Source organism: Ramlibacter rhizophilus, assembly GCF_004681965.1.
In the GTDB taxonomy this organism is placed as follows: Bacteria; Pseudomonadota; Gammaproteobacteria; order Burkholderiales; family Burkholderiaceae_C; genus Ramlibacter; species Ramlibacter rhizophilus.
In genome coordinates, this window is record NZ_SMLL01000002.1 from 251,096 (window position 1) to 267,825 (window position 16,730).

Here is a 16,730-nt window from a genome sequence, read left to right on the forward strand (position 1 = left end):
GCTTCGGGGGTACGCCATGTTGTCCATCAGCTCGCGGCCACGTGCGTCCGCACTCGTCGCAGGTGCCTGGGTCGGCACCTGGATCGTGGCCGGTGCTGCCGCCGTACTACCCGCGCAGGCGGAGGTTCCGATCAGCGGGCTGAGCCCCTACCTCGTCGATGGGAGCGAGAGCGATTTCGCCGCGGTGACGCGGTGCAACGGCGCGCCGCAGGCAGGAAACCTCTTCCGCAACAGTGAAAGCGAGCCGCACCTTGCGGTGAATCCGGTCAACCGGGCCAACATGATCTCCAGCTGGCACCAGGACCGGTGGAGCTCGGGCGGCGCCCAAGGCCTGGGCGCCGCGTACACGATCGACGGCGGCACCACGTGGCAGCCGGTGACCATCCCGTTCACCCGCTGTTCCGGCGCGCAGGCGCGCTCCAGCGGCGACTACGAGCGCGCTTCCGATCCGTGGGTCAGCTTCGGCCCGGACGGGACCGCGTACCTCATGGGGCTGGTCACGGACAACTCGGTGAACGAAAACGCCATGGTGGTCGCGCGTTCGTCGGACGATGGCGTGAGCTGGTCGGCGCCGGTCGTGATCGTGCGTTCGCCGGCCCAGGACCCGACGCTGAGATCCCTGTTCCACGACAAGAACTCGATCACGGCCGATCCCTTCGACCCGAACTACGTCTACGCCACCTGGACGGTGTTTCGCTTGCGCTCGTGGTCGGTCATGTTCTCGCGGTCCACGGACAAGGGCCTCTCATGGAGCGCGCCCCGTCCGATCGCCACCTTGAATGTGGAGCAGCCACCCGAGCAGGCGTACTTCCGGCAAGGCGCGCAGGTCATCGTCCTGCGTGACGTTGGAGGTAACCCGACGCTCCTGAACGTGTACTACCGCCTTGTCTTCAACCCCAGGACCGGCGAGGAGCGCACCGAGCAGTCCGTGCTGCGCTCCACAGACCAGGGCAAGAGCTGGTCGCGGGTGGACCTGCCCATCGCGACCTTCCGTGGCGCGACGGCCGTGGACATCGAAAGGGGAATCCCCGTACGCGACGCGGGCACGCTGCCGAGTGCCGCAGCCAACCCGACCACCGGCTACGCCTACGTTGCGTGGCAGGCGAGACGCAGCGACGGCCGCGTCGGCGTCAACATTTCCGTCTCGTCGGATGGTGGCAGGCAGTGGTCGGCCCCGGTCCGGGTGAACCAGGGCTCGGCCGAAGACGTGCAGGCGTTCTTGCCGATCGTCGCCGTGAACCAGGACGGAACGGTCGGTGTGCTGTTCTACGATTTCCGCAACGACCAGCCTGGCGACCCATCGCTGAGCACGGATGTCTGGCTGTCGGTCTTCACGCCCGAACTCGGCTTCGTGAGGGAGTGGAGACTGACGTCGTCTTCGTTCGACATGCGCATGAGCGCCCTGACCCAGCGCGGCTACTTCCCCGGCGACTATGTCGGACTGGCGAGCGACGGCGAGGATTTCGTCGCGGCATTCACCAGGACGAACAACGTCGGCACACCGGCCGCCTGGCCGCCGGGGTCCGGCGTCGTCGACCCGCGCGACAGGCAAAGCATCGTGTTTGCCCGGCAGGCGCCTTGATCGCCCGCCAGCAGTCCCTTGCAGGACCACTCCCGCCGGATAGTCAGCGATCCACGCGCCCTGGGGAAAGAAGGAGCGACCGCCCGATGTGCACTGGGGCACCGCAGGGACCCGCCTCCTGACCGGCACGGCATGCCTGCGGGTCATCGCCATCGGCGCGCAAATCCGCTATGGCGAGATCGCGCGCGCGGCGGCCGCGGGCGGCCACGCCGCGACACCGCTGCAGCAGGCGATCGGGCGCCTCGTCGTCGTCCTGCTCGGCGCATCCGTCGCGCTGTGCATCACGCTGGCCGCGGTGCGGATGCGCCAGGGCCACGGCTGGATCGGCGCCCTCGTGAGCGCCGCGACCTGCCCACATCGGTCAACTTTCCCAGCTCCCCACGTGACGTCCAAGCAATTCCTGTGCTTGGATCTTTGCGTTCATGGCTCGTCGTTCGAGGTGAAGTACTCGAGTATCTCGTCACCGGCAGCGTCGATCTGTCCGGTCGAGCGCCAGCCCAGCCGACGATAGAACCCATACGAGCGACTGTTAGGGTCCGTGGAGCAACCCAGGAACAAACGCGCCAGGCCCAGCGTCGCAAGTTCTTCGATGGCCATTGCCAGCAAACGCTTGCCAATACCGCGACCTTCCCACTCGGGCAGGATGGCAAGCACGACGATTTCCCCGACATCCGTTCGGCGAAGCAGTAGCCGATGACTTGGCCGTGCACGCAACAGACATGGCCCGACAGTGCGCCCGTCTCGACCGCGGCACGCCAGCTCTCGCGCGTAATGCCCAACGCTCGCAATTCCTCGATCGAGAACGCGTTCTCGCGCGTTCGTCCTCGCACCTCGATGCAGGCGTCAATGTCCTCGGGAACAGCGGGCCGTAGCGAGTAAAGCATTCATGCATTCCAAAGTTCGCGTCCTAAGGGTCGTTCTTTTATGAATGCGGGACACACCTGCTAAAGCAGAAAGCAACCCTCGCGGCGAACGCGCTGCGCCAGACTCGCCCCACATTGGCCGTATAAAATCGGGTTTTGATGTTTTTACGGCCATGGACTACCTCCCCCTCCCCGACAACGCGGCCCGGCAACTCATCGACTCGACCGCGGTCTTCGATGAGTTCCGTCGCGTGAAGGCGGAAGCGGGGAAGTACGCCGGCGGCATGTACTGGAAGCGGCAGGGCGACTACGAGTACCTGGTGAAGACCAGCCCGGACAATCGCCAGCAGCGGATCGGGCCGCGCTCGCCGGAGACGGAGCGCAGCTACGAAGTGTTCACGCGCCACAAGCAGGAGGTCGAGCAGCGCCTGCGTTCACTGCGCGAGGCCATGACGGAGGCGCAGCGGCTGAACAAGGCGGTGAAGCTGGGTCGGGTGCCGCCCCTGGTGGTCACGCTGCTGCAGACCCTCGACGACGCGGGGCTCGGGCAGCACTTCGTGGTCGTAGGCACGCATGCACTGTATGCCTACGAAACGGCAGCGGGCGTTCGCGTGGTGCAGGGCGCGCTGGCAACGCAGGACGTGGACCTGCTATGGGACGCGCGCCGGCGCGTGCAGTTCATCAGCGACCTGCGGCGACTGGATACGTCGATGCTGCGCTTGCTCCAGGGCGTGGACCCTACCTTCCGACGCAAGGAACTGCACAACGAAACGGCCATCAACGACCGCGGATTCCAGATCGATTTCCTGCGGCGCCAGCCGGTGGACGGTGACCCTCATCCCTTCCGCTTCTCGGAGGACGAGGAAGACCTCTGGCCGGTGCAGGCCGTCCGCGCTTCGGTGCTCACCGACGCGCCGCGCTTCGAGCACACCGTCGTATCCAGCACCGGGCGCATGGCGTTGATGCGCACCATCGCGCCGGAGGCCTTCGTGTCCTTCAAGCTGTGGATGGCCGAGTCCGCCCGCGGCCGACCCGCAATCAAGCGCCGGCGTGACAAGCGGCAGGCCGAGATCGTGCGCAGCCTGCTCGACGAAGGCCTGCTGCTCGGGAGTTGAACCTCACTCCACCTTGATCCCCGCCCCCTTGATCACCTCGCCCTTCTGCTTGAAGTCCTTCTCGATGAAGGCCCCGAAGTCCTTGGGCGCGCTGCCCACGCGCTGGTAGCCCTTGCCGGTGATCTGGGCGGAGTCGAAGGCCGGCTCGGCCATGATCTTCGCGACGTCGCGGCTGATCTTGTCCAGCACGGGCTGGGGCGTGCCGGCCGGCGCGAGGATGCCGAACCAGGCCTGCGGGCCGATGTCGGGGAAGCCCGCTTCCTGCAAGGTGGGCACGTTCGGGTGCAGGGCGCTGCGCTTGGGCGCCGAGATGGCCAGCGGCTTCATCTTGCCGGCGGAGAAGTACTGGCCGGTGGTGGCCGCGCCGCCCAGCGTGGCCTGCACCTCGTTGGCGAGCGTGGCCTGGATGGCCGGGGCGATGCCCTTGTACGGCACGTGCGTCATGTTGATGCCGGTCTGCAGCTTCAGGCCCTCGAAGAGCAGGTTGGGCTGGCTGCCGGCGCCGTAGGAGCCGTAGTTCATCGGCGTGGGCTGCGACTTGGCGAGCTCGACGAACTCCTTCATGGTGTTCGCCTTGACCGAGGGATGGACCACGACCATCTGGTACAGGTCGATCAGCTGCGTCACGGGCACCAGGTCCTTCATCGGGTCCAGCGGCATCTTGGCGTACAGGTGCGGGTTGCTGGTGATGCTGGAGTCGCTCGTGAACAGCAGCGTGTGGCCGTCGGGCGTCGCCTTGGCGACGTGGTCGCTGCCGATGATCGTGGCGGCTCCGGCCTTGTTCTCCACGATCACCGGCTTGCCCCAGAGGTTGGAGAGCCGTTCGGCCAGGGGCCGCGCCAACCCGTCCACGCCGCCTCCGGGCGGGTACGGCACCACCAGGCGCACGGGCCCGCTCGGGAAGTCCTGCGCGGCGGCGAACTGGCACACGCCCGCCAGCAGGGGCACCAGGATGGCGCGGGAGATGGACTTCTTCATGGCTTGTCTCCTAATTGACGTTTGCACAGGGTCGGATGCGGCGAATGCCTGGCGCGCGCTCACCGCTTCTCCAGGGGCTCGAACACCACCGCGATGCCACTGGCCTCTTCGGCCGGCACGACCAGCCGCCCTTCGGCGGTGGTGGCGAAGGGAATGCGCCGCGCGCGCAGGCGCTGGGCCTGCGCCGGGACATCCGGGCAGCGAAAGCCCACCGCCGCGATGCCGGGCAGCGGCGGGTAGAGCGTCCCGGGCAGATCGCGCAGGGCGCGCGCGGTGTCCATCAACACGAGGCGGGAACACAGCGCGAAGTCGAAGATGGCGGCGCCCTCCTCCAGCCTCGGGCGCAGGCCGGTATAGACCTCGTAGCGCTCACGGAAGCGCCGCAGGTCGTCCACCACGACGTAGCCACTCGACAGCTCGGTGCAGCCGTTCTCGTGGCCCGTGTAGCGCGGCTGGTAGATGTACTGCGGCGTGAGGTGCCGCGCCGCCTGGATGTAGCCTTCGGGCGATTCGTCGGGGGCGAACTGCGCGCGCTCGAACTTCGCCGTGCGAACGCCCTCGGGCGTGTCGATCTCGCGCTGAAGCGGCAGCACGCCCGAGGTCTTCAGGCCGCTGTCCGTGATGCGCCGCTCCACCGAGGGAAGGTTCTCGGAATTGAAGCAGATGATGTGCCCGCCCTGGTGGTGGCGCAGGTACCCTTCCAGCCGGGCGCTGGGCTGCGCCGCGTCCTCGTTGGCCAGGATCTCCAGGTAATTGCGCCCGAACATCACGCAGCGGTTGCCCGAGCCCAGGCGCTGCACCGGCTCGCCGGGCTTCCACGCGCCCGAATGCGGCGAAAACGGCGTGAGCGTGAAGCCCAGGGCCTCGTAGCGCGCGCTGGTCGCGGCCAGGTCGCGCGCGACGATGCCCACGTGGTTGATGCTGTCGATATCCGGTTCGCTCACGTCGTCTCCAGTGGGTTCTCGTTCAGGCAAAGACCTTCTGCTGCGGCCATTCAGGCCACCCCGGATCGCCATCGCGGATGAAGCCGATCCAGGCCTGCTGCATCTCGGTCACCAGCCGCACAGCCTCCTCGGGTCGAAGGCCCTGCAGCATCGGTGCGTCCTTGAAAGCCTCCACGGTGCCGAAGACGAAGGGCAGCTCGATGCAGTGGCAGGCCCCGAAGCGCTCGTTGGGTGCGTGGTCGAAGCGGAAGCTCCAGGCCCGGCGTCCCTGCGCCGCCGCATCGGCCGCCCAGCGCCGGGCCGGTGCGCCGAACACCTCGTCACCCAGGCCCGGCGCCGACGGTGTCGGGAACGCGTTCATCTCGTCAGCCGTGTACCCCGCGACGGAATCGACCCGGCCGCTCGCGCGCTTCAGCGCGGCCTGCTCGTCGGCGGGAAGCACCTCGCCATCGGCCACCGGACCGAAGAGCGCACGGTGGGCGTTCTCGGCGGCGAGCCACGCGAGCACGTCCGGGGCTTTCTGCGCCTCCAGCAGCGCCGCCACGGGCAGGCGGCGTGCCTCTTCCACGTTGTGGGCGCCTGCCGCCCGAAGGAAGATGCGGGCGATCTCGGCGGCCTGCGCGGCGCTGCGCATGCCGCGTCCCAGCGAGGCGCTTTGCAGGACGGCGCGCTGGAACTTCGGCTGGCCGCGCATCAGCAGGTTGGCGATGGACATGCCGCCCGCCGACTGGCCCATGACCGTGACCCGGTCGGGGTCGCCGCCGAAGGCCTCGATGTGCCGCGCCACCCAGTCGAGCGCAAGTTCCTGGTCCAGGATGCCCAGGTTGGCCGTGCCGCCTTCGGGCGCGAGCCAGCCGAGGCCGGCCAGGCGGTAGTTGGGCGCAACCACCACGATGTCGCCCCGCACCGCGAGGCGCGCACCGTCGTACCAGTCCACCGCGCCGCCGCCGCTTTGCCAGGCGCCGCCGTGCAGCCACACGAGCACGGGCCTTCGCGCGCGGTCGGGGGCGGGCGTCCAGACGGTCAGGTGCAGGCAATCCTCGGACTGCGGCGCCGCGAAGTCGCCCATCGCGCCGCGCAGGCGCGATGGAAGTTGCGGCGCAACGGGGCCGGGCCGCGTGGCATCGAGCTCGCCCTTCCATGTCGCCGGCAGCGGCGGCTTGAAGCGCAGTTCGGCCACCGGCGCTTGCGCATACGGGATGGCACTGAAGCGGCAGCACGCCGCCTCGCGCAGGCCGGTGACGGTGCCTTGCGGCATGGTGGCCCGGACAGTCGGAGACATGATTCAGTCCAGCCGGCCGGCGCCAAAGAATTCCCGGGCGCTGCCTTCCAGGATGCGTTGCTGCGCGTCGGCGCTCAGGAAATCACAACCCCGCACCAGCGCACCCGGCTCCTGGTCACCGAGCGGGAACGGCGCATCGGTGCCGAACATCACGCGCTCGGTCCCCATCACGTCGGTGAGCAGTCGCAGCGCACCGGGGTCGAACACGGCGCTGTCGGTGTACATGCGCCGGGCATAGGTCGAGGGCAACTCGGGGCAGTCCTGTCGCACGATGTCGCGGTGCCTCCAGGCGTTGTCCACGCGGCCCAGGGTGTAGGCGAAGCTTCCGCCGCCGTGCGCGAAGCAGATCCTGAGCGATGGCGGAATGCGCTCCAGCGCACCGGAGAGGATCAGCGACAACATCCCCAGCTGCGTCTCCGCCGGCATGGCCACCAGCCAGGGCAGCATCCACTGCTTCATGCGGCCGGCACCGCCCATCATGTCCCAGGGATGGACGAAGACCGGAATGCCCTGCTCGGCGCAGAAGGTGAGGAACTCCACCATCTGCGGATGGTCCAGGTCCTTGTCGCCCACGTGGTTGCCGATCTGCACGCCGATGCAGCCGCTGGCCACCGCCCGGGCCGCTTCGTCGCAGGCCAGGCGCAGGTCCTGCAGCGGCACCTGCGCCATGGCCTTCAGGCGCGTGGGGTGGCGCGCGCAGAAGGCCAGGGCCTTCTCGTTCATGCGCACGGCCCACTCGGCTGCGCGTTCGGGCTCCCAGCCGTAGCCGAACATCACCGGCGTGGCGCAGACGACCTGCAGCGCGATGCCCGCCTCGTCCAGCTCGCGCACGCGCGCATCGGGGTCCCACAGTGCGTCGTGCACGGGGCGGAACGGCCGCTCGCCGAGCATGACCTGCCCCGTGCGGCCGTCGCCGTCCACGCGCAGCCACGGCGCGCGCTCGGCATCCACCGCGTAGGCCTCCGCCTGGCTGGTCGCCGGCAGGAAGTGGGAGTGCATGTCGATCATCGGGCCTCCTGCGCGCGTTCGAGCTGGGCATGCCAGGCGGGGTAGTCGCGGCCCGGATGAACGACGCCGCAGGCGCTGCATCGCCGTGCCGCCTCGTCGCTGGCATAGAAGCGTTCATAAAGCGGCGGCAGGTCGTCCACGATGCTTTGCAGCAGCACCTCGTGCCGCTGGATCAGCTGGCCGCAGTTCGCGCAGTGCCACTGGAACGCGTCGCGCTCACCCGCGGGGCGCTGGCGCTCGATCACCAGGCACAGGCTGCCCGCCTCGGGCCGCTGCGGCGAATGCAGCACATGCGGCGGCAACAGGAAGATGTCGCCCTCCTTCAGGTCCACGCGCTCGAAGCGCCCCCGGTCCCAGATCAGCAGGTAGGCATTGCCCTTGAACTGGTAGAAGAACTCCTCGGTCGGGTCGTCGTGGAAGTCGCTGCGGCCGTTGGGCCCGCCCACCACGGTGACCATGAAGTCACCGTCCTGCCAGACCTGCTGGTTGCCCACGGGCGGCTTGAGGCGGTGGGCATGCTCGGCCAGCCACCGGTTGAAGTTGAGCGGGTTGCCGTACTTGAGTTCGAGCATGGTGCTACTCCTTCGCGCGCAGCGGCTTGTACGCCACGGCCTTGATTTCGATCAGCAGGTGCGGGTGCGGCAACTGGTGCACGGCCACGGTGGTGCGCGTCGGACCCTCGTGGTCGAAGTACTCGGCCCAGGCCTCGTTGTAGCCGCCGAAGTCGTTCATGTTCACGAGGAAGCACTGCGCCTCCACCAGGTCGCCCAGGTCCGCGCCCGCACTGGCCAGGATGTCGCGGATGTTCTCGATCACGGCGCGGGTCTGGGCGCGGATGTCCAGGTCGGTGACGCCCAGCGCGTCCACCTTCACGCCGGCGAAGCTGTTGTCGGGGCGCCGGGAGCTGGTGCCCGAGACGAAGAGGAAGTCACCCGCGCGCTTGAGGTGCGGGAACCGCCCGCGAGGCGTTGCCTTGCCGGGCACGACCTTCGCTTCAGTACTGGTGCCGGATGCCATGCCCGAAAGCCCCCTTGCTCGTTTTCTGCCGCGGCTGCGGCGTGCAGGCCAGTCTAGTCAGCGGATCTATTCTTGACCAATGACTTCTTCGGCCTGAGCTATAACCCGCAGGACTACATCAGCGAGGGCGGCGCAGCGCGCGCGCAGCCTCCTGCAAGGCCTGCAGGAAGCGCTCCGTGGCCGCGGTGGGCGCGCGGTCGGATCTCACCGTGTAGCCCACCTCGCTGAAGGGGCTCAGGCCTTCCACCGGCAGGGCGCAGAGCAGTCCGGCATCGACGAACTGCGCCGCTGCCGATTGCGGCATCAGCGCCGCCATCGAACTGCTGCCGAGGAGCTCCAGGTTGGTCAGCATCGAGATCGACTCGATGGGGTGCCGCGGCAGCGGCAGGCCGTGGTGCTCGAAGAACGCGGTCACGTGCGGAAAGGCGACCGAGTCGGTCGTGGGAACGATCCATTCGAGCTCCCGCAGCTCGGACGCCTTGATCTTGCGCCGGCCGGCCAGCCGGTGCCGGCTGCCCACGACCACGCGCAGGGCCTCCTCGTACAGGCTCACGTGCCTGAGCCGGGCGCCCTCGGCGTGCGGGAGCCCGCGCTGCGACTCAAGCGGCAGGAAGCCCACCACCACGTCGAGCTCCCCCCGCGCGAGCGCTGGAAAGAGCAGGGAATTCGGCCCCACGCGCACGGTGACGGCCACGTTCGGCGCGGCCGCGCGCAGGCGCGTGATGGCGTGCGGCAGCAGGGTCGCCGACGCGGTGATGAGGGTCCCCACGATGACGTGGCCGGAGCTGCCCGACTGCGCGGCGTTCAGGTCTTCCGCCAGGTAGCGCAGCTGCGCCAGCATCGTCCGGGCATGGCGCTCGAACACCTGGCCGAACTCCGTCAGCACCACGCCGTACTTGCCGCGAACGAACAGCGGCGCGCCCAGCTGCTCCTCCAGTTCGTGGATGGACTTGCTGGCCGCCGGCTGGGTCATGGCCAGCTCGCGCGATGCCGCCAGGATGGAGCCCGCCTCGACCACCTTCTCGAAGATCACCAGCTGCTGCAGCCGCAGCCGGCGGGCGAGCGAAAGGCGGGTGTGCGGGGACGACGGAGGGCTCAAGGCGATTCTTCGAAACCGCGCCCCGGGGCGGGGCACGCAGGGATCGCGCGATGGTAGCGCGGTGCTTGCCATCGCCCACGCAGGGCTGGCGCCCGTGGACTGCGTTCGCTTTTTATCCCAGGTCGGGCCGCTGCCGGCACGGCAGCCTGCCGCACCGCGAGACAATCGGCCCATGACCGACTCGCTGGAGCTCCTGGTGCGCACCCGCATGCCCTACGGGAAGTACAAGGGAACGCCCATTGCGGACCTGCCGGGCAACTACCTCAACTGGTTCGCCCGCGAGGGCTTTCCCGCGGGCGAACTGGGGCGACTCCTCGCGCTGATGCACGAGATCGACCACAACGGCCTCAAGCACCTGCTCGCGCCGCTGCGCTGATCGGCTCAGGCGAATTGCGCCTGCTCGCCCTGCCTGGCGGGCGAGCCCTGCATCAGCGTCCTCGCCGCGCTCACGATGCCCGCGGCCTGCGGCATGAAGGCCTGCTCCAGCATGTAGCTCGATGGCGCCGGCGCGTCCGGTCCGGTGACCCGCAGCACGGGCGCGCGAAGCTGCGAGAAAGCGTGCTCGGAGACGATGGCGGCCACCTCGGCGCCCACCCCGCACATGCGGCTGGCCTCGTGCACGACCAGCACGCGGCCGGTCTTGCGCGCCGAGCGCAGGATGGTCTCCTCGTCCAGCGGCTTGAGCGAGCGCAGGTCGATCACTTCGGCGGACACGCCCGCGTCGGCCAGTTGCGTGGCCGCCTCCATGCAGGTGCCGACCATCTTGGCGTAGGAAATGATCGTCACGTCCGTGCCTTCCCGCAGCACGTTCGCCTTGCCCAGTGGCACGACATGGTCCTCGTCCTGCGGCACCTCGCCTTCGGTGGGGCCCAGGGCCATGTCCACGAAGAACAGCACCGGGTTGTCGTCCCGCACCGCGGCCTTCAGCAGCCCCTTGAAGTCGGCCGCGCTCGAGGGCATGACCACCTTCAGTCCCGGGCTGTGGACGAACCAGGCTTCGAGGTTGTGGTTGTGCTGCGCGCCCACGGTCCAGCCGCTGCCCGTCATGGCGATGACGACCATGGGAAAGGAGAACTGCCCGCCCGAGACGTAGCGCAGCTTGCCCGCGCTGTTGACGATCTCGTCCATGGCGTAGCAGAGGAAGGGCGCGAACAGCAGGTCCACCACGGGGCGCAGCCCCGTCGCGGCGGCGCCGGCCGCGGTGCCGGCGATGATGCCCTCGGCCAGCGGCGTGTTGCGCACGCGCCGGGCGCCGAAGGCTTCGACCAGCTCGGGGCGCTTGGTGGCCACGCCTTCGCCGAACATCACGACGCGGCTGTCGCGCCGCATCTCTTCGGCCAGCGCCTGGCCGATGGCTTCATTCACGGTGATCCGGTTCATGGTGCTGCTCCTCAGGCGTAGACATCGGTGGTGAGTTCGCTCGCGTCCGGGAAGGGCGAGGCGCTCGCGAAGGCAAGGGCCTGCTCGATCCGGACCGCGACCTGCGCCTGCAGGCGGGTCCAGTCCTGCGCGCCCAGCAGTGCTTCGTCCTGCAGGCGGCGCTGCATGAGCACGATGGGGTCGCGGGCGCGTGCGGCGGCGAGTTCGTCCTTGTCCACGTAGGACTGGTCGTCCGGCTCGAAGTGGCCGCGCAGGCGATAGGTATTGAGCTCCAGGAAGTAGGGGCCGCCCTCGCGCAGCATGTGCGCCCGTGCCTCCTCGGCGGCGGCCGCGACGGCCTCCACGTCGTTGCCGTCGATGCTGCGGCTGGGCATGCCGTAGCGCTCGGCCCAGGTGGCGATGCTGTCCGTCAGCATGGTTTCGCGGCGGTGCACGAAGGCCTGCCACTGGTTGTTCTCGCAGACGTAGAGCACCGGCAGCTTCCACACCGCCGCCAGGTTCAGCGACTCGTGGAAGCGCCCCTCGCAGGCCGCACCGTCACCGAAGAAGCAGGCCGCGATGCCGTCCTGCGCCAGCATGGACATCGACAGGCCCACGCCCGTGGCCAGGGACAGCTCGCCGCCCACGATGGTGGACGTGAGCACCACGCCGAGCTCCTTGACGGAGACGTGCAGCGAGCCGCTCTTGCCCCGGCAGTAGCCGGTGCTGCGGCCCATCACCTCGGCCATCATGCGGCCCGCATCGGCGCCGCGCGCCAGCAGGTGGCCGCCGCTTCGGTGGTTGGTGAGGATGCGGTCTTCCGGCTGGAGCGCCTGCACCACGCCCACGGCGCAGGCCTCCTGGCCCACCGAGGTGCAGGTGCCGGGCAGGCCCTGCGTGGCGTGCAGCTCGGCGAGCTTTTCTTCATAGGCGCGGATCAGCAGCATGCGCTCGAGCATGCGCACGCGGCGCGCTGCGTGGGCGTCGTTTTCCATCGTGGTTCCTTCGTCGGGTGGGGTGGCGTCGATGCGCAGCGGAGGACCCGCAACGCAGGGACGCGAGTGTCTGCCCGACGCGGCCCGATGGAAACACCGATCCGGCCGCTTAGCGTTTATTTAATGAACCGCAAGCGGAGATTTAGGAAAGCGCGCGCTGCGGCGCCTCTCAGGCCCGGCCGCGCACCATCGCCAGCACCTTGCCCGCGTCCAGCGTGCGCGCCTGCTGCTCCATCTGCGGCAGGTAGCGGCCGTGCAGGCCCTGGGCCTCGTTCGTGATGCTGGCGTAGGTCTCCTTCAGCATCTGCGTGGACAGGGTGCGGCCACCGGCGTAGTAGCGCTTGGCGACGTGACCGAGTGCGAAGGTCGCGGCGAAGCTCATGCCCGAGCTCACCGCCTGCTTGCCCAGGCCGCCCATCAACCCGCCGCCCATGCGGCCCAGCAGGCCGCCCAGGAGCTTGCGGCCGGCCTGCTCCAGGTACTGCGAGGTCAGCCCCACGCCCAGCGTGGCGAGGAAGTCCTTCACGTGGCCGGCGTCCAGCTCGTAGCCATAGGACTGGCCGATGCGGTAGACCAGGCGCATCTGCAGCGGAATGATGGCCATGGTCGAGAGCGTCTCGGGCAGCAGCTCCAGCGCGCCGTTGGTGATGGCGGCGTTGAGGATGGACTGGTCCAGTTCCGCTTCGCTGACCTGCGGCGTGCGCGCGCCGGCACCAGCCGGCGGTTGCGCCGGTGCAGGAACCGGCCCGGCGGCCGCGGCGGCGCCGGCCGGGGCGGGAAGGGGGCCGTCGATCGGCGCGGCCGCCAGGAATTCGGCATCCTCGGTGAACTGGCGCGCCAGGCCGGCATCGAGCCCGAGCGTGCTGCGCAGTTCGTTCAGGAAGCGCTGTTCGGGCACGGACTGCGCGCCGTCGGCGTCGCACACGCACACGGCCATCTCGTAGGCGAGCTGGCGCGCGTCCGCCGAGCGCAGCGCCCCGGCGGCGGTGGCCAGGTCCACCTTCTTCATGAGCACGTCCTGCACCAGGCTGGGCAGGTGCACGGCGTCGGACTGCGCGAGCGCGTCGGCGATGCGCCGGACTTCGGCGCGCTCGCGGTCGTGCTTGTCGCCGTCCACGAAGGCGGCCATGAGGGAGAGGGACACGATGGCTTGCGTTTCGGTTTGGGACATGGGGAGGCCTGCGGGTGGGGGTCGGGTGGAACGAGCATTGTGGAGTGGCGGCAGGCTCATCGGGTTCCCCGCCACGGCCTGCCTAGAATCACGTCGGTGCAGGGACTCCAACGCAAGATCGTCTACATCATCAGCTTCGAGGCCATCGCCATCGCGCTCGCCACCGGCCTGCTGCGGCTGCTGTCCGACAGCCCCACCGGCACGGCCGGCATCACCGCCGCCGCATCCTCGGCCATCGCCATGGCCTGGAACTACCTCTACAACAGCCTCTTCGAAGCCTGGGAGGCCCGCCAGGCGCGCAAGGGCCGCAGCCTGCTGCGGCGCGCGGCGCATGCCGTGGGCTTCGAGGCCGGCCTGGTCACCCTGCTGGTGCCGCTCTTTGCCTGGGTCCTGGGGGTCAGCCTGCTGGCTGCGCTGGCGCTGAACGCGGCCATGATCGCGTTCTTCCTGGTGTATGCCTTCGTGTTCAACCTGGCGTTCGACCGGCTCTTCGGCCTGCCCGCCTCCGCGCAGGCGCGCTGAGCGGCACACTGCGATGTCCGCCGTCGTCTCCGTTCGCCTGGCACGGCCCGCGGATGCCCGGGCCATCGCCGGGATGTCGCGCGAGCTGATCGAAACCGGCCTGCCCTGGCGTTGGCGCCCCCAGCGCGTGCTTGCCGCCATCGCCGATCCGCAGACCAGCGTGGCCGTCGCGGAACTCCAGGGCGAGCTCGCCGCCTTCGGCATCATGGAATTCCTGGACGACGATGCCTACCTGTCCCTGCTCGCCGTTCGCAGCGCCCGGCAACGGCAAGGGTTGGGCAGCGCACTCCTGGGCTGGCTGGAGGCATCGGCCCGCGCCGCGGGTGCACGGCGCATCCGCCTGGAAACGCGACGCGACAACGCGGCCGCCCGCAGCTTCTACAACGAGCTGGGCTTCCATGAAGTCGGCATCCGGCGTGGCCGCTATGGTGCGGGGGTGGACGGGTTGCTGCTGGAGAAGTGGTTGCAGGTGTCGCGCGCGCCGTCTGATTGAGCCCCACCCCGCGAGCCCTTCGACAGGGTCTCAACAAAGAGCGAATCCACGGGACCCCGTCGGGTCCCAACCGTTCGGGCTGAGCCTGTCGAAGCCCATCGCGCGAGACCGCCACGCGAGCCCTTCGACAGGCTCAGGGCGAACGGATGTGTTTGATCGGCAGTGCCTTTCACCGCGGCCCCGGCTGCGGTGATTAACCGCTCAGGGCGAACGGAGGTGTTGGACCCCAGCGCGGCTACTCGACGACCTTGCCCAAGGCGTTGTCCACGACCAGGGGCGTGTCGAAATAGCGGATGCGCGGCTCGCTCCCATACGCGTCGCGGATGCGCTGGCGCCAGGCTTCGTCGTGGGCGGCTTCGGCGCTGGCGCGGTCGGTCCACAGGTAGAAGGCACCGGCCTCGTTGGCCTGCGCGTCGAACACGAAGGTCTTGCGCACCAGGTTCGGCTCGCGGCGCCAGCGCGGGGCCACCTCGCGCATGCCCGCGACCACCTCGTCGCGGGTGATGCCGGGCGGCAGCTTGAAGAGCACGTATTCGGTGATCACTCGCGGTCCTTTCTTCAGCGGCGCCTGCCGGCCTTGTTCTCGAACTTCTTCCAGTAGGTGAACTCGTCTTCGTTCACTTCGAGGTCCACCTCCTCCACCCGCAGGCGCAGTCGCTCCTGCACGTCGCGCACGGCCCGGTTGTAGATGGCGGGGCCGATCTCCTCGACGAAGAAACCGAGCAGCCCACCTGCCGCGATGTTGCCGATCTTCTCGTCCATGTTCTCGCGGAAGTAGCGCTCGATGGACGCGACCGCCTGGTCGCGGACGTCTTTGGGGAGTTCGATCATGCAGGCATTCTGCCGACGCCCGGCCCCCCTGGGAACGGCATACGATGCAGCCCTCCATGCCCGAAGCGACCGACCTGCACCTGGAGCACACGCGTCACCTCTTCCTGAGCGAGCGCGCCCGACGCGAAACCATCCGCGGCAGCATCAGCACGCCGGTTGCCGCGATCTCCTTCGCGGTGTTCGCCCTCGGCACGCTGGCCTCCGAAATCGACGCCAGTCGCTGGCAAGAGGCGCCGGGCCTGGCCATCCTGGTGCTCGGCGCCGCCGCCATCGCCGCGCTGTTCGCCTCGGCCTGGCAGGTGCTCATGGCGGAGTGGCTGTTCGTCTATCACGAGCCGCCGCGCGTCGCGGACCTGGTGCAGCCGCCCGGCACCCCACCGGAGCAAGCGCAGGCGCGCCTGCGTGCGACGCTCACGGCGAGCTACGCGGTCGCCTACGAACAGTACCTGCGCGGCAACGCCGCGAGCTCCCGGCACCGGACCTGGGCGCTGCGGCTGATCGTGCTGTCGCTGCTGCTGCAGGCGCTCGCCTTTGCCGTCCTGCCCTTCCAGCGGGTGGCCGGCTGACGCATGGGCTGGCTGGACCGCCTCTTCACCCGACGTCGGCTGCCCCGGTTCGCCGACGTGTCCGACGGCACCCGCCTGCGGCTGGCCGGCGCCTGCCAGGAACTGGGCGAGGACGAAGATCGCGTGGCCGCGCGCCTGGGCCTGGCCAGCCCACCTCGGCTGCTGCTCGTCGACGAGGAAACCGCGGTGATCATCCTGCCCGAGCAGCGCGAAGAGATCGCGGGGCTGGCGAAGCGGCGCAGTTGAACGGCGCCCCGGCGGCGGCCTTCAGCCCCGGCCCACCGAGCTGAAGCGCGCTTCCAGCTCCCGGCGCAGCTCGCGGCGCAGCACGGCCTGGCGACTTCGCCGCTGCTGGTCGGGCGTCACCAGCTCCAGCGGTGTCACCGCCTTCTTGCGACCGTTCTCGTCCATGGCCACCATCGTGAAGAAGCAGCTGTTGACGTGCCGCACCTCGCGGGTCTGGATGTTCTCGGCCAGCACCTTGATGCCCACCTCCATGGACGAAGTGCCGACATGATTGACACTGGCCAGGAAGGTGACGAGCTCACCCACCTGGATGGCCTGCCGGAACACGACCTGGTCCACGCTCACGGTCACCACGTAGCACGCCGCATAGCGGCTGGCGCAGGCGTAGGCCACCTGGTCCAGCAGCTTCAGCAGCGCGCCGCCATGTACCTTCCCGGAGAAGTTCGCCATGTCGGGTGTCATGAGCACCGTCATCGTCAGTTCGTGGGATCGCATGGCCGGAATGCTAGACGCGTTCGAGCACTACGGCGATCCCCTGCCCCACGCCGGTGGCACATGGTGCACAGGGCCGCTGGCGCCGCCGTTCGGGTTGACGCGCGGATCGTCGTCCTCGACGCCAGGTCCCGCAGCACGTCAGCGATCCGGAGGCGATGAGCGAG

Annotated in this window: 21 protein-coding genes and 1 pseudogene; 8 read left to right on the top strand and 14 right to left on the bottom strand. The window is 69.1% G+C overall.

The features are described from left to right. The first annotated feature begins 16 nt into the window (after positions 1-16). Both EZ242_RS05850 and EZ242_RS05855 read left to right on the top strand, forming a co-directional pair. Entirely contained in the window at positions 17-1,582 is a 1,566-nt protein-coding gene (locus EZ242_RS05850) for a sialidase family protein (RefSeq protein ID WP_135284204.1), read from the top strand. A gap of 88 nt (positions 1,583-1,670) precedes the next feature. After that, complete coding sequence (locus EZ242_RS05855) at positions 1,671-2,093, top strand: P-type ATPase actuator domain-containing protein (protein WP_240787002.1); 423 nt, start codon at positions 1,671-1,673, stop codon at positions 2,091-2,093. Here the strand turns inward: EZ242_RS05855 and EZ242_RS22645 are convergent. Further along, positions 2,003-2,296, bottom strand: coding sequence for a GNAT family N-acetyltransferase (locus EZ242_RS22645; protein WP_420821232.1), 294 nt, complete (start codon positions 2,294-2,296; stop codon positions 2,003-2,005). The two genes, EZ242_RS05855 and EZ242_RS22645, sit on opposite strands and share 91 nt — an antisense overlap. Positions 2,297-2,618: 322 nt before the next feature. Here EZ242_RS22645 and EZ242_RS05865 point away from each other — a divergent pair, with 322 nt between their 5' ends. Continuing rightward, positions 2,619-3,560 carry a GSU2403 family nucleotidyltransferase fold protein gene (locus EZ242_RS05865; protein ID WP_135284205.1) on the top strand — a complete coding sequence of 314 codons (942 nt, stop codon included), beginning with the start codon at positions 2,619-2,621 and terminating at the stop codon, positions 3,558-3,560. A gap of 3 nt (positions 3,561-3,563) precedes the next feature. Here the strand turns inward: EZ242_RS05865 and EZ242_RS05870 are convergent, their stop codons facing one another. The 7 genes from EZ242_RS05870 to EZ242_RS05900 form a co-directional block, all read right to left on the bottom strand. Beyond that, on the bottom strand, positions 3,564-4,538 hold the full coding sequence (locus EZ242_RS05870) for a Bug family tripartite tricarboxylate transporter substrate binding protein (protein WP_135284206.1): 975 nt from the start codon (positions 4,536-4,538) through the stop codon (positions 3,564-3,566). Positions 4,539-4,597: 59 nt separating this feature from the next. Further along, a complete protein-coding gene (locus EZ242_RS05875) occupies positions 4,598-5,482 on the bottom strand; it encodes a VOC family protein (protein ID WP_167784662.1) in 885 nt (294 codons plus the stop codon). A 22-nt stretch (positions 5,483-5,504) separates the two neighbouring features. Further along, positions 5,505-6,764 (bottom strand): carboxylesterase/lipase family protein, encoded by a 1,260-nt coding sequence (locus EZ242_RS05880; protein ID WP_135284208.1) that lies wholly within the window; start codon positions 6,762-6,764, stop codon positions 5,505-5,507. Between the two features lie 3 nt (positions 6,765-6,767). Then, entirely contained in the window at positions 6,768-7,772 is a 1,005-nt protein-coding gene (locus EZ242_RS05885) for an amidohydrolase family protein (protein WP_135284209.1), read from the bottom strand. Continuing rightward, on the bottom strand, positions 7,769-8,344 hold the full coding sequence (locus EZ242_RS05890) for a 3-hydroxyanthranilate 3,4-dioxygenase (RefSeq protein ID WP_135284210.1): 576 nt from the start codon (positions 8,342-8,344) through the stop codon (positions 7,769-7,771). Before EZ242_RS05890 ends, EZ242_RS05885 begins: the two co-directional genes overlap by 4 nt. A gap of 4 nt (positions 8,345-8,348) precedes the next feature. Next, positions 8,349-8,789 (bottom strand): RidA family protein, encoded by a 441-nt coding sequence (locus EZ242_RS05895; protein ID WP_135284211.1) that lies wholly within the window; start codon positions 8,787-8,789, stop codon positions 8,349-8,351. A 118-nt stretch (positions 8,790-8,907) separates the two neighbouring features. Then, the gene (locus EZ242_RS05900; RefSeq protein ID WP_167784663.1) at positions 8,908-9,888 is read right to left on the bottom strand and encodes a LysR family transcriptional regulator; all 981 of its coding nucleotides are present in this window, start codon (positions 9,886-9,888) and stop codon (positions 8,908-8,910) included. Between the two features lie 172 nt (positions 9,889-10,060). On the opposite strand from EZ242_RS05900, the gene EZ242_RS05905 reads away from it, so the two are divergent. Beyond that, complete coding sequence (locus EZ242_RS05905; RefSeq protein ID WP_135284213.1) at positions 10,061-10,264, top strand: DUF3820 family protein; 204 nt, start codon at positions 10,061-10,063, stop codon at positions 10,262-10,264. Positions 10,265-10,269: 5 nt separating this feature from the next. On the opposite strand, the gene EZ242_RS05910 is transcribed toward EZ242_RS05905, so the two are convergent. The 3 genes and pseudogenes from EZ242_RS05910 to EZ242_RS05920 all read right to left on the bottom strand — a co-directional run. Next, on the bottom strand, positions 10,270-11,268 hold the full coding sequence (locus tag EZ242_RS05910) for an alpha-ketoacid dehydrogenase subunit beta (protein WP_135284214.1): 999 nt from the start codon (positions 11,266-11,268) through the stop codon (positions 10,270-10,272). A gap of 11 nt (positions 11,269-11,279) precedes the next feature. Next, a complete protein-coding gene (locus tag EZ242_RS05915; RefSeq protein ID WP_135284215.1) occupies positions 11,280-12,242 on the bottom strand; it encodes a thiamine pyrophosphate-dependent dehydrogenase E1 component subunit alpha in 963 nt (320 codons plus the stop codon). Between the two features lie 169 nt (positions 12,243-12,411). After that, positions 12,412-13,560: pseudogene (locus EZ242_RS05920) on the bottom strand (YcjF family protein); the annotation flags it as partial. Here EZ242_RS05920 and EZ242_RS05925 point away from each other — a divergent pair. Both EZ242_RS05925 and EZ242_RS05930 read left to right on the top strand, forming a co-directional pair. Continuing rightward, a complete protein-coding gene (locus EZ242_RS05925) occupies positions 13,510-13,935 on the top strand; it encodes a PACE efflux transporter (protein ID WP_135284217.1) in 426 nt (141 codons plus the stop codon). The pseudogene EZ242_RS05920 and the gene EZ242_RS05925 sit on opposite strands and share 51 nt — an antisense overlap. 13 nt (positions 13,936-13,948) lie before the next feature. Continuing rightward, positions 13,949-14,428 (top strand): GNAT family N-acetyltransferase, encoded by a 480-nt coding sequence (locus tag EZ242_RS05930; protein ID WP_167784664.1) that lies wholly within the window; start codon positions 13,949-13,951, stop codon positions 14,426-14,428. 235 nt (positions 14,429-14,663) lie between these two features. Here EZ242_RS05930 and EZ242_RS05935 read toward each other — a convergent pair whose 3' ends face one another. Together EZ242_RS05935 and EZ242_RS05940 are read right to left on the bottom strand one after the other, a co-directional pair. Next, positions 14,664-14,972 carry a YdhR family protein gene (locus EZ242_RS05935; protein WP_135284219.1) on the bottom strand — a complete coding sequence of 103 codons (309 nt, stop codon included), beginning with the start codon at positions 14,970-14,972 and terminating at the stop codon, positions 14,664-14,666. A gap of 14 nt (positions 14,973-14,986) precedes the next feature. Then, positions 14,987-15,259: a DUF2164 domain-containing protein gene (locus EZ242_RS05940; protein ID WP_135284220.1), complete on the bottom strand. Its 273-nt coding sequence runs from the start codon at positions 15,257-15,259 to the stop codon at positions 14,987-14,989. Between the two features lie 56 nt (positions 15,260-15,315). On the opposite strand from EZ242_RS05940, the gene EZ242_RS05945 reads away from it, so the two are divergent. Both EZ242_RS05945 and EZ242_RS05950 read left to right on the top strand, forming a co-directional pair. After that, on the top strand, positions 15,316-15,825 hold the full coding sequence (locus EZ242_RS05945) for a hypothetical protein (RefSeq protein ID WP_205960602.1): 510 nt from the start codon (positions 15,316-15,318) through the stop codon (positions 15,823-15,825). 3 nt (positions 15,826-15,828) lie between these two features. Beyond that, positions 15,829-16,071, top strand: a complete 243-nt coding sequence (locus tag EZ242_RS05950) for a hypothetical protein (protein ID WP_135284222.1) — start codon at positions 15,829-15,831, stop codon at positions 16,069-16,071. Between the two features lie 21 nt (positions 16,072-16,092). Here the strand turns inward: EZ242_RS05950 and EZ242_RS05955 are convergent, their stop codons facing one another. Continuing rightward, positions 16,093-16,566 (bottom strand): acyl-CoA thioesterase, encoded by a 474-nt coding sequence (locus EZ242_RS05955; RefSeq protein WP_135284223.1) that lies wholly within the window; start codon positions 16,564-16,566, stop codon positions 16,093-16,095. Positions 16,567-16,730 lie beyond the last annotated feature (164 nt).

Excerpts from the sequence above, each read along its gene's own strand:
- EZ242_RS05950 (WP_135284222.1), top strand. The coding sequence starts at position 15,829 with ATGGGCTGGCTGGACCGCCTCTTCACCCGACGTCGGCTGCCCCGGTTC.
- EZ242_RS05910 (WP_135284214.1), bottom strand. The coding sequence starts at position 11,268 with ATGAACCGGATCACCGTGAATGAAGCCATCGGCCAGGCGCTGGCCGAA.
- EZ242_RS05870 (WP_135284206.1), bottom strand. The coding sequence starts at position 4,538 with ATGAAGAAGTCCATCTCCCGCGCCATCCTGGTGCCCCTGCTGGCGGGC.
- EZ242_RS05945 (WP_205960602.1), top strand. The coding sequence starts at position 15,316 with ATGCCCGAAGCGACCGACCTGCACCTGGAGCACACGCGTCACCTCTTC.
- EZ242_RS05895 (WP_135284211.1), bottom strand. The coding sequence starts at position 8,789 with ATGGCATCCGGCACCAGTACTGAAGCGAAGGTCGTGCCCGGCAAGGCA.
- EZ242_RS05880 (WP_135284208.1), bottom strand. The coding sequence starts at position 6,764 with ATGTCTCCGACTGTCCGGGCCACCATGCCGCAAGGCACCGTCACCGGC.
- EZ242_RS05890 (WP_135284210.1), bottom strand. The coding sequence starts at position 8,344 with ATGCTCGAACTCAAGTACGGCAACCCGCTCAACTTCAACCGGTGGCTG.
- EZ242_RS05930 (WP_167784664.1), top strand. The coding sequence starts at position 13,949 with ATGTCCGCCGTCGTCTCCGTTCGCCTGGCACGGCCCGCGGATGCCCGG.
- EZ242_RS05850 (WP_135284204.1), top strand. The coding sequence starts at position 17 with ATGTTGTCCATCAGCTCGCGGCCACGTGCGTCCGCACTCGTCGCAGGT.
- EZ242_RS05940 (WP_135284220.1), bottom strand. The coding sequence starts at position 15,259 with ATGATCGAACTCCCCAAAGACGTCCGCGACCAGGCGGTCGCGTCCATC.
- EZ242_RS05905 (WP_135284213.1), top strand. The coding sequence starts at position 10,061 with ATGACCGACTCGCTGGAGCTCCTGGTGCGCACCCGCATGCCCTACGGG.
- EZ242_RS05865 (WP_135284205.1), top strand. The coding sequence starts at position 2,619 with ATGGACTACCTCCCCCTCCCCGACAACGCGGCCCGGCAACTCATCGAC.
- EZ242_RS05915 (WP_135284215.1), bottom strand. The coding sequence starts at position 12,242 with ATGGAAAACGACGCCCACGCAGCGCGCCGCGTGCGCATGCTCGAGCGC.
- EZ242_RS05885 (WP_135284209.1), bottom strand. The coding sequence starts at position 7,772 with ATGATCGACATGCACTCCCACTTCCTGCCGGCGACCAGCCAGGCGGAG.
- EZ242_RS05955 (WP_135284223.1), bottom strand. The coding sequence starts at position 16,566 with ATGCGATCCCACGAACTGACGATGACGGTGCTCATGACACCCGACATG.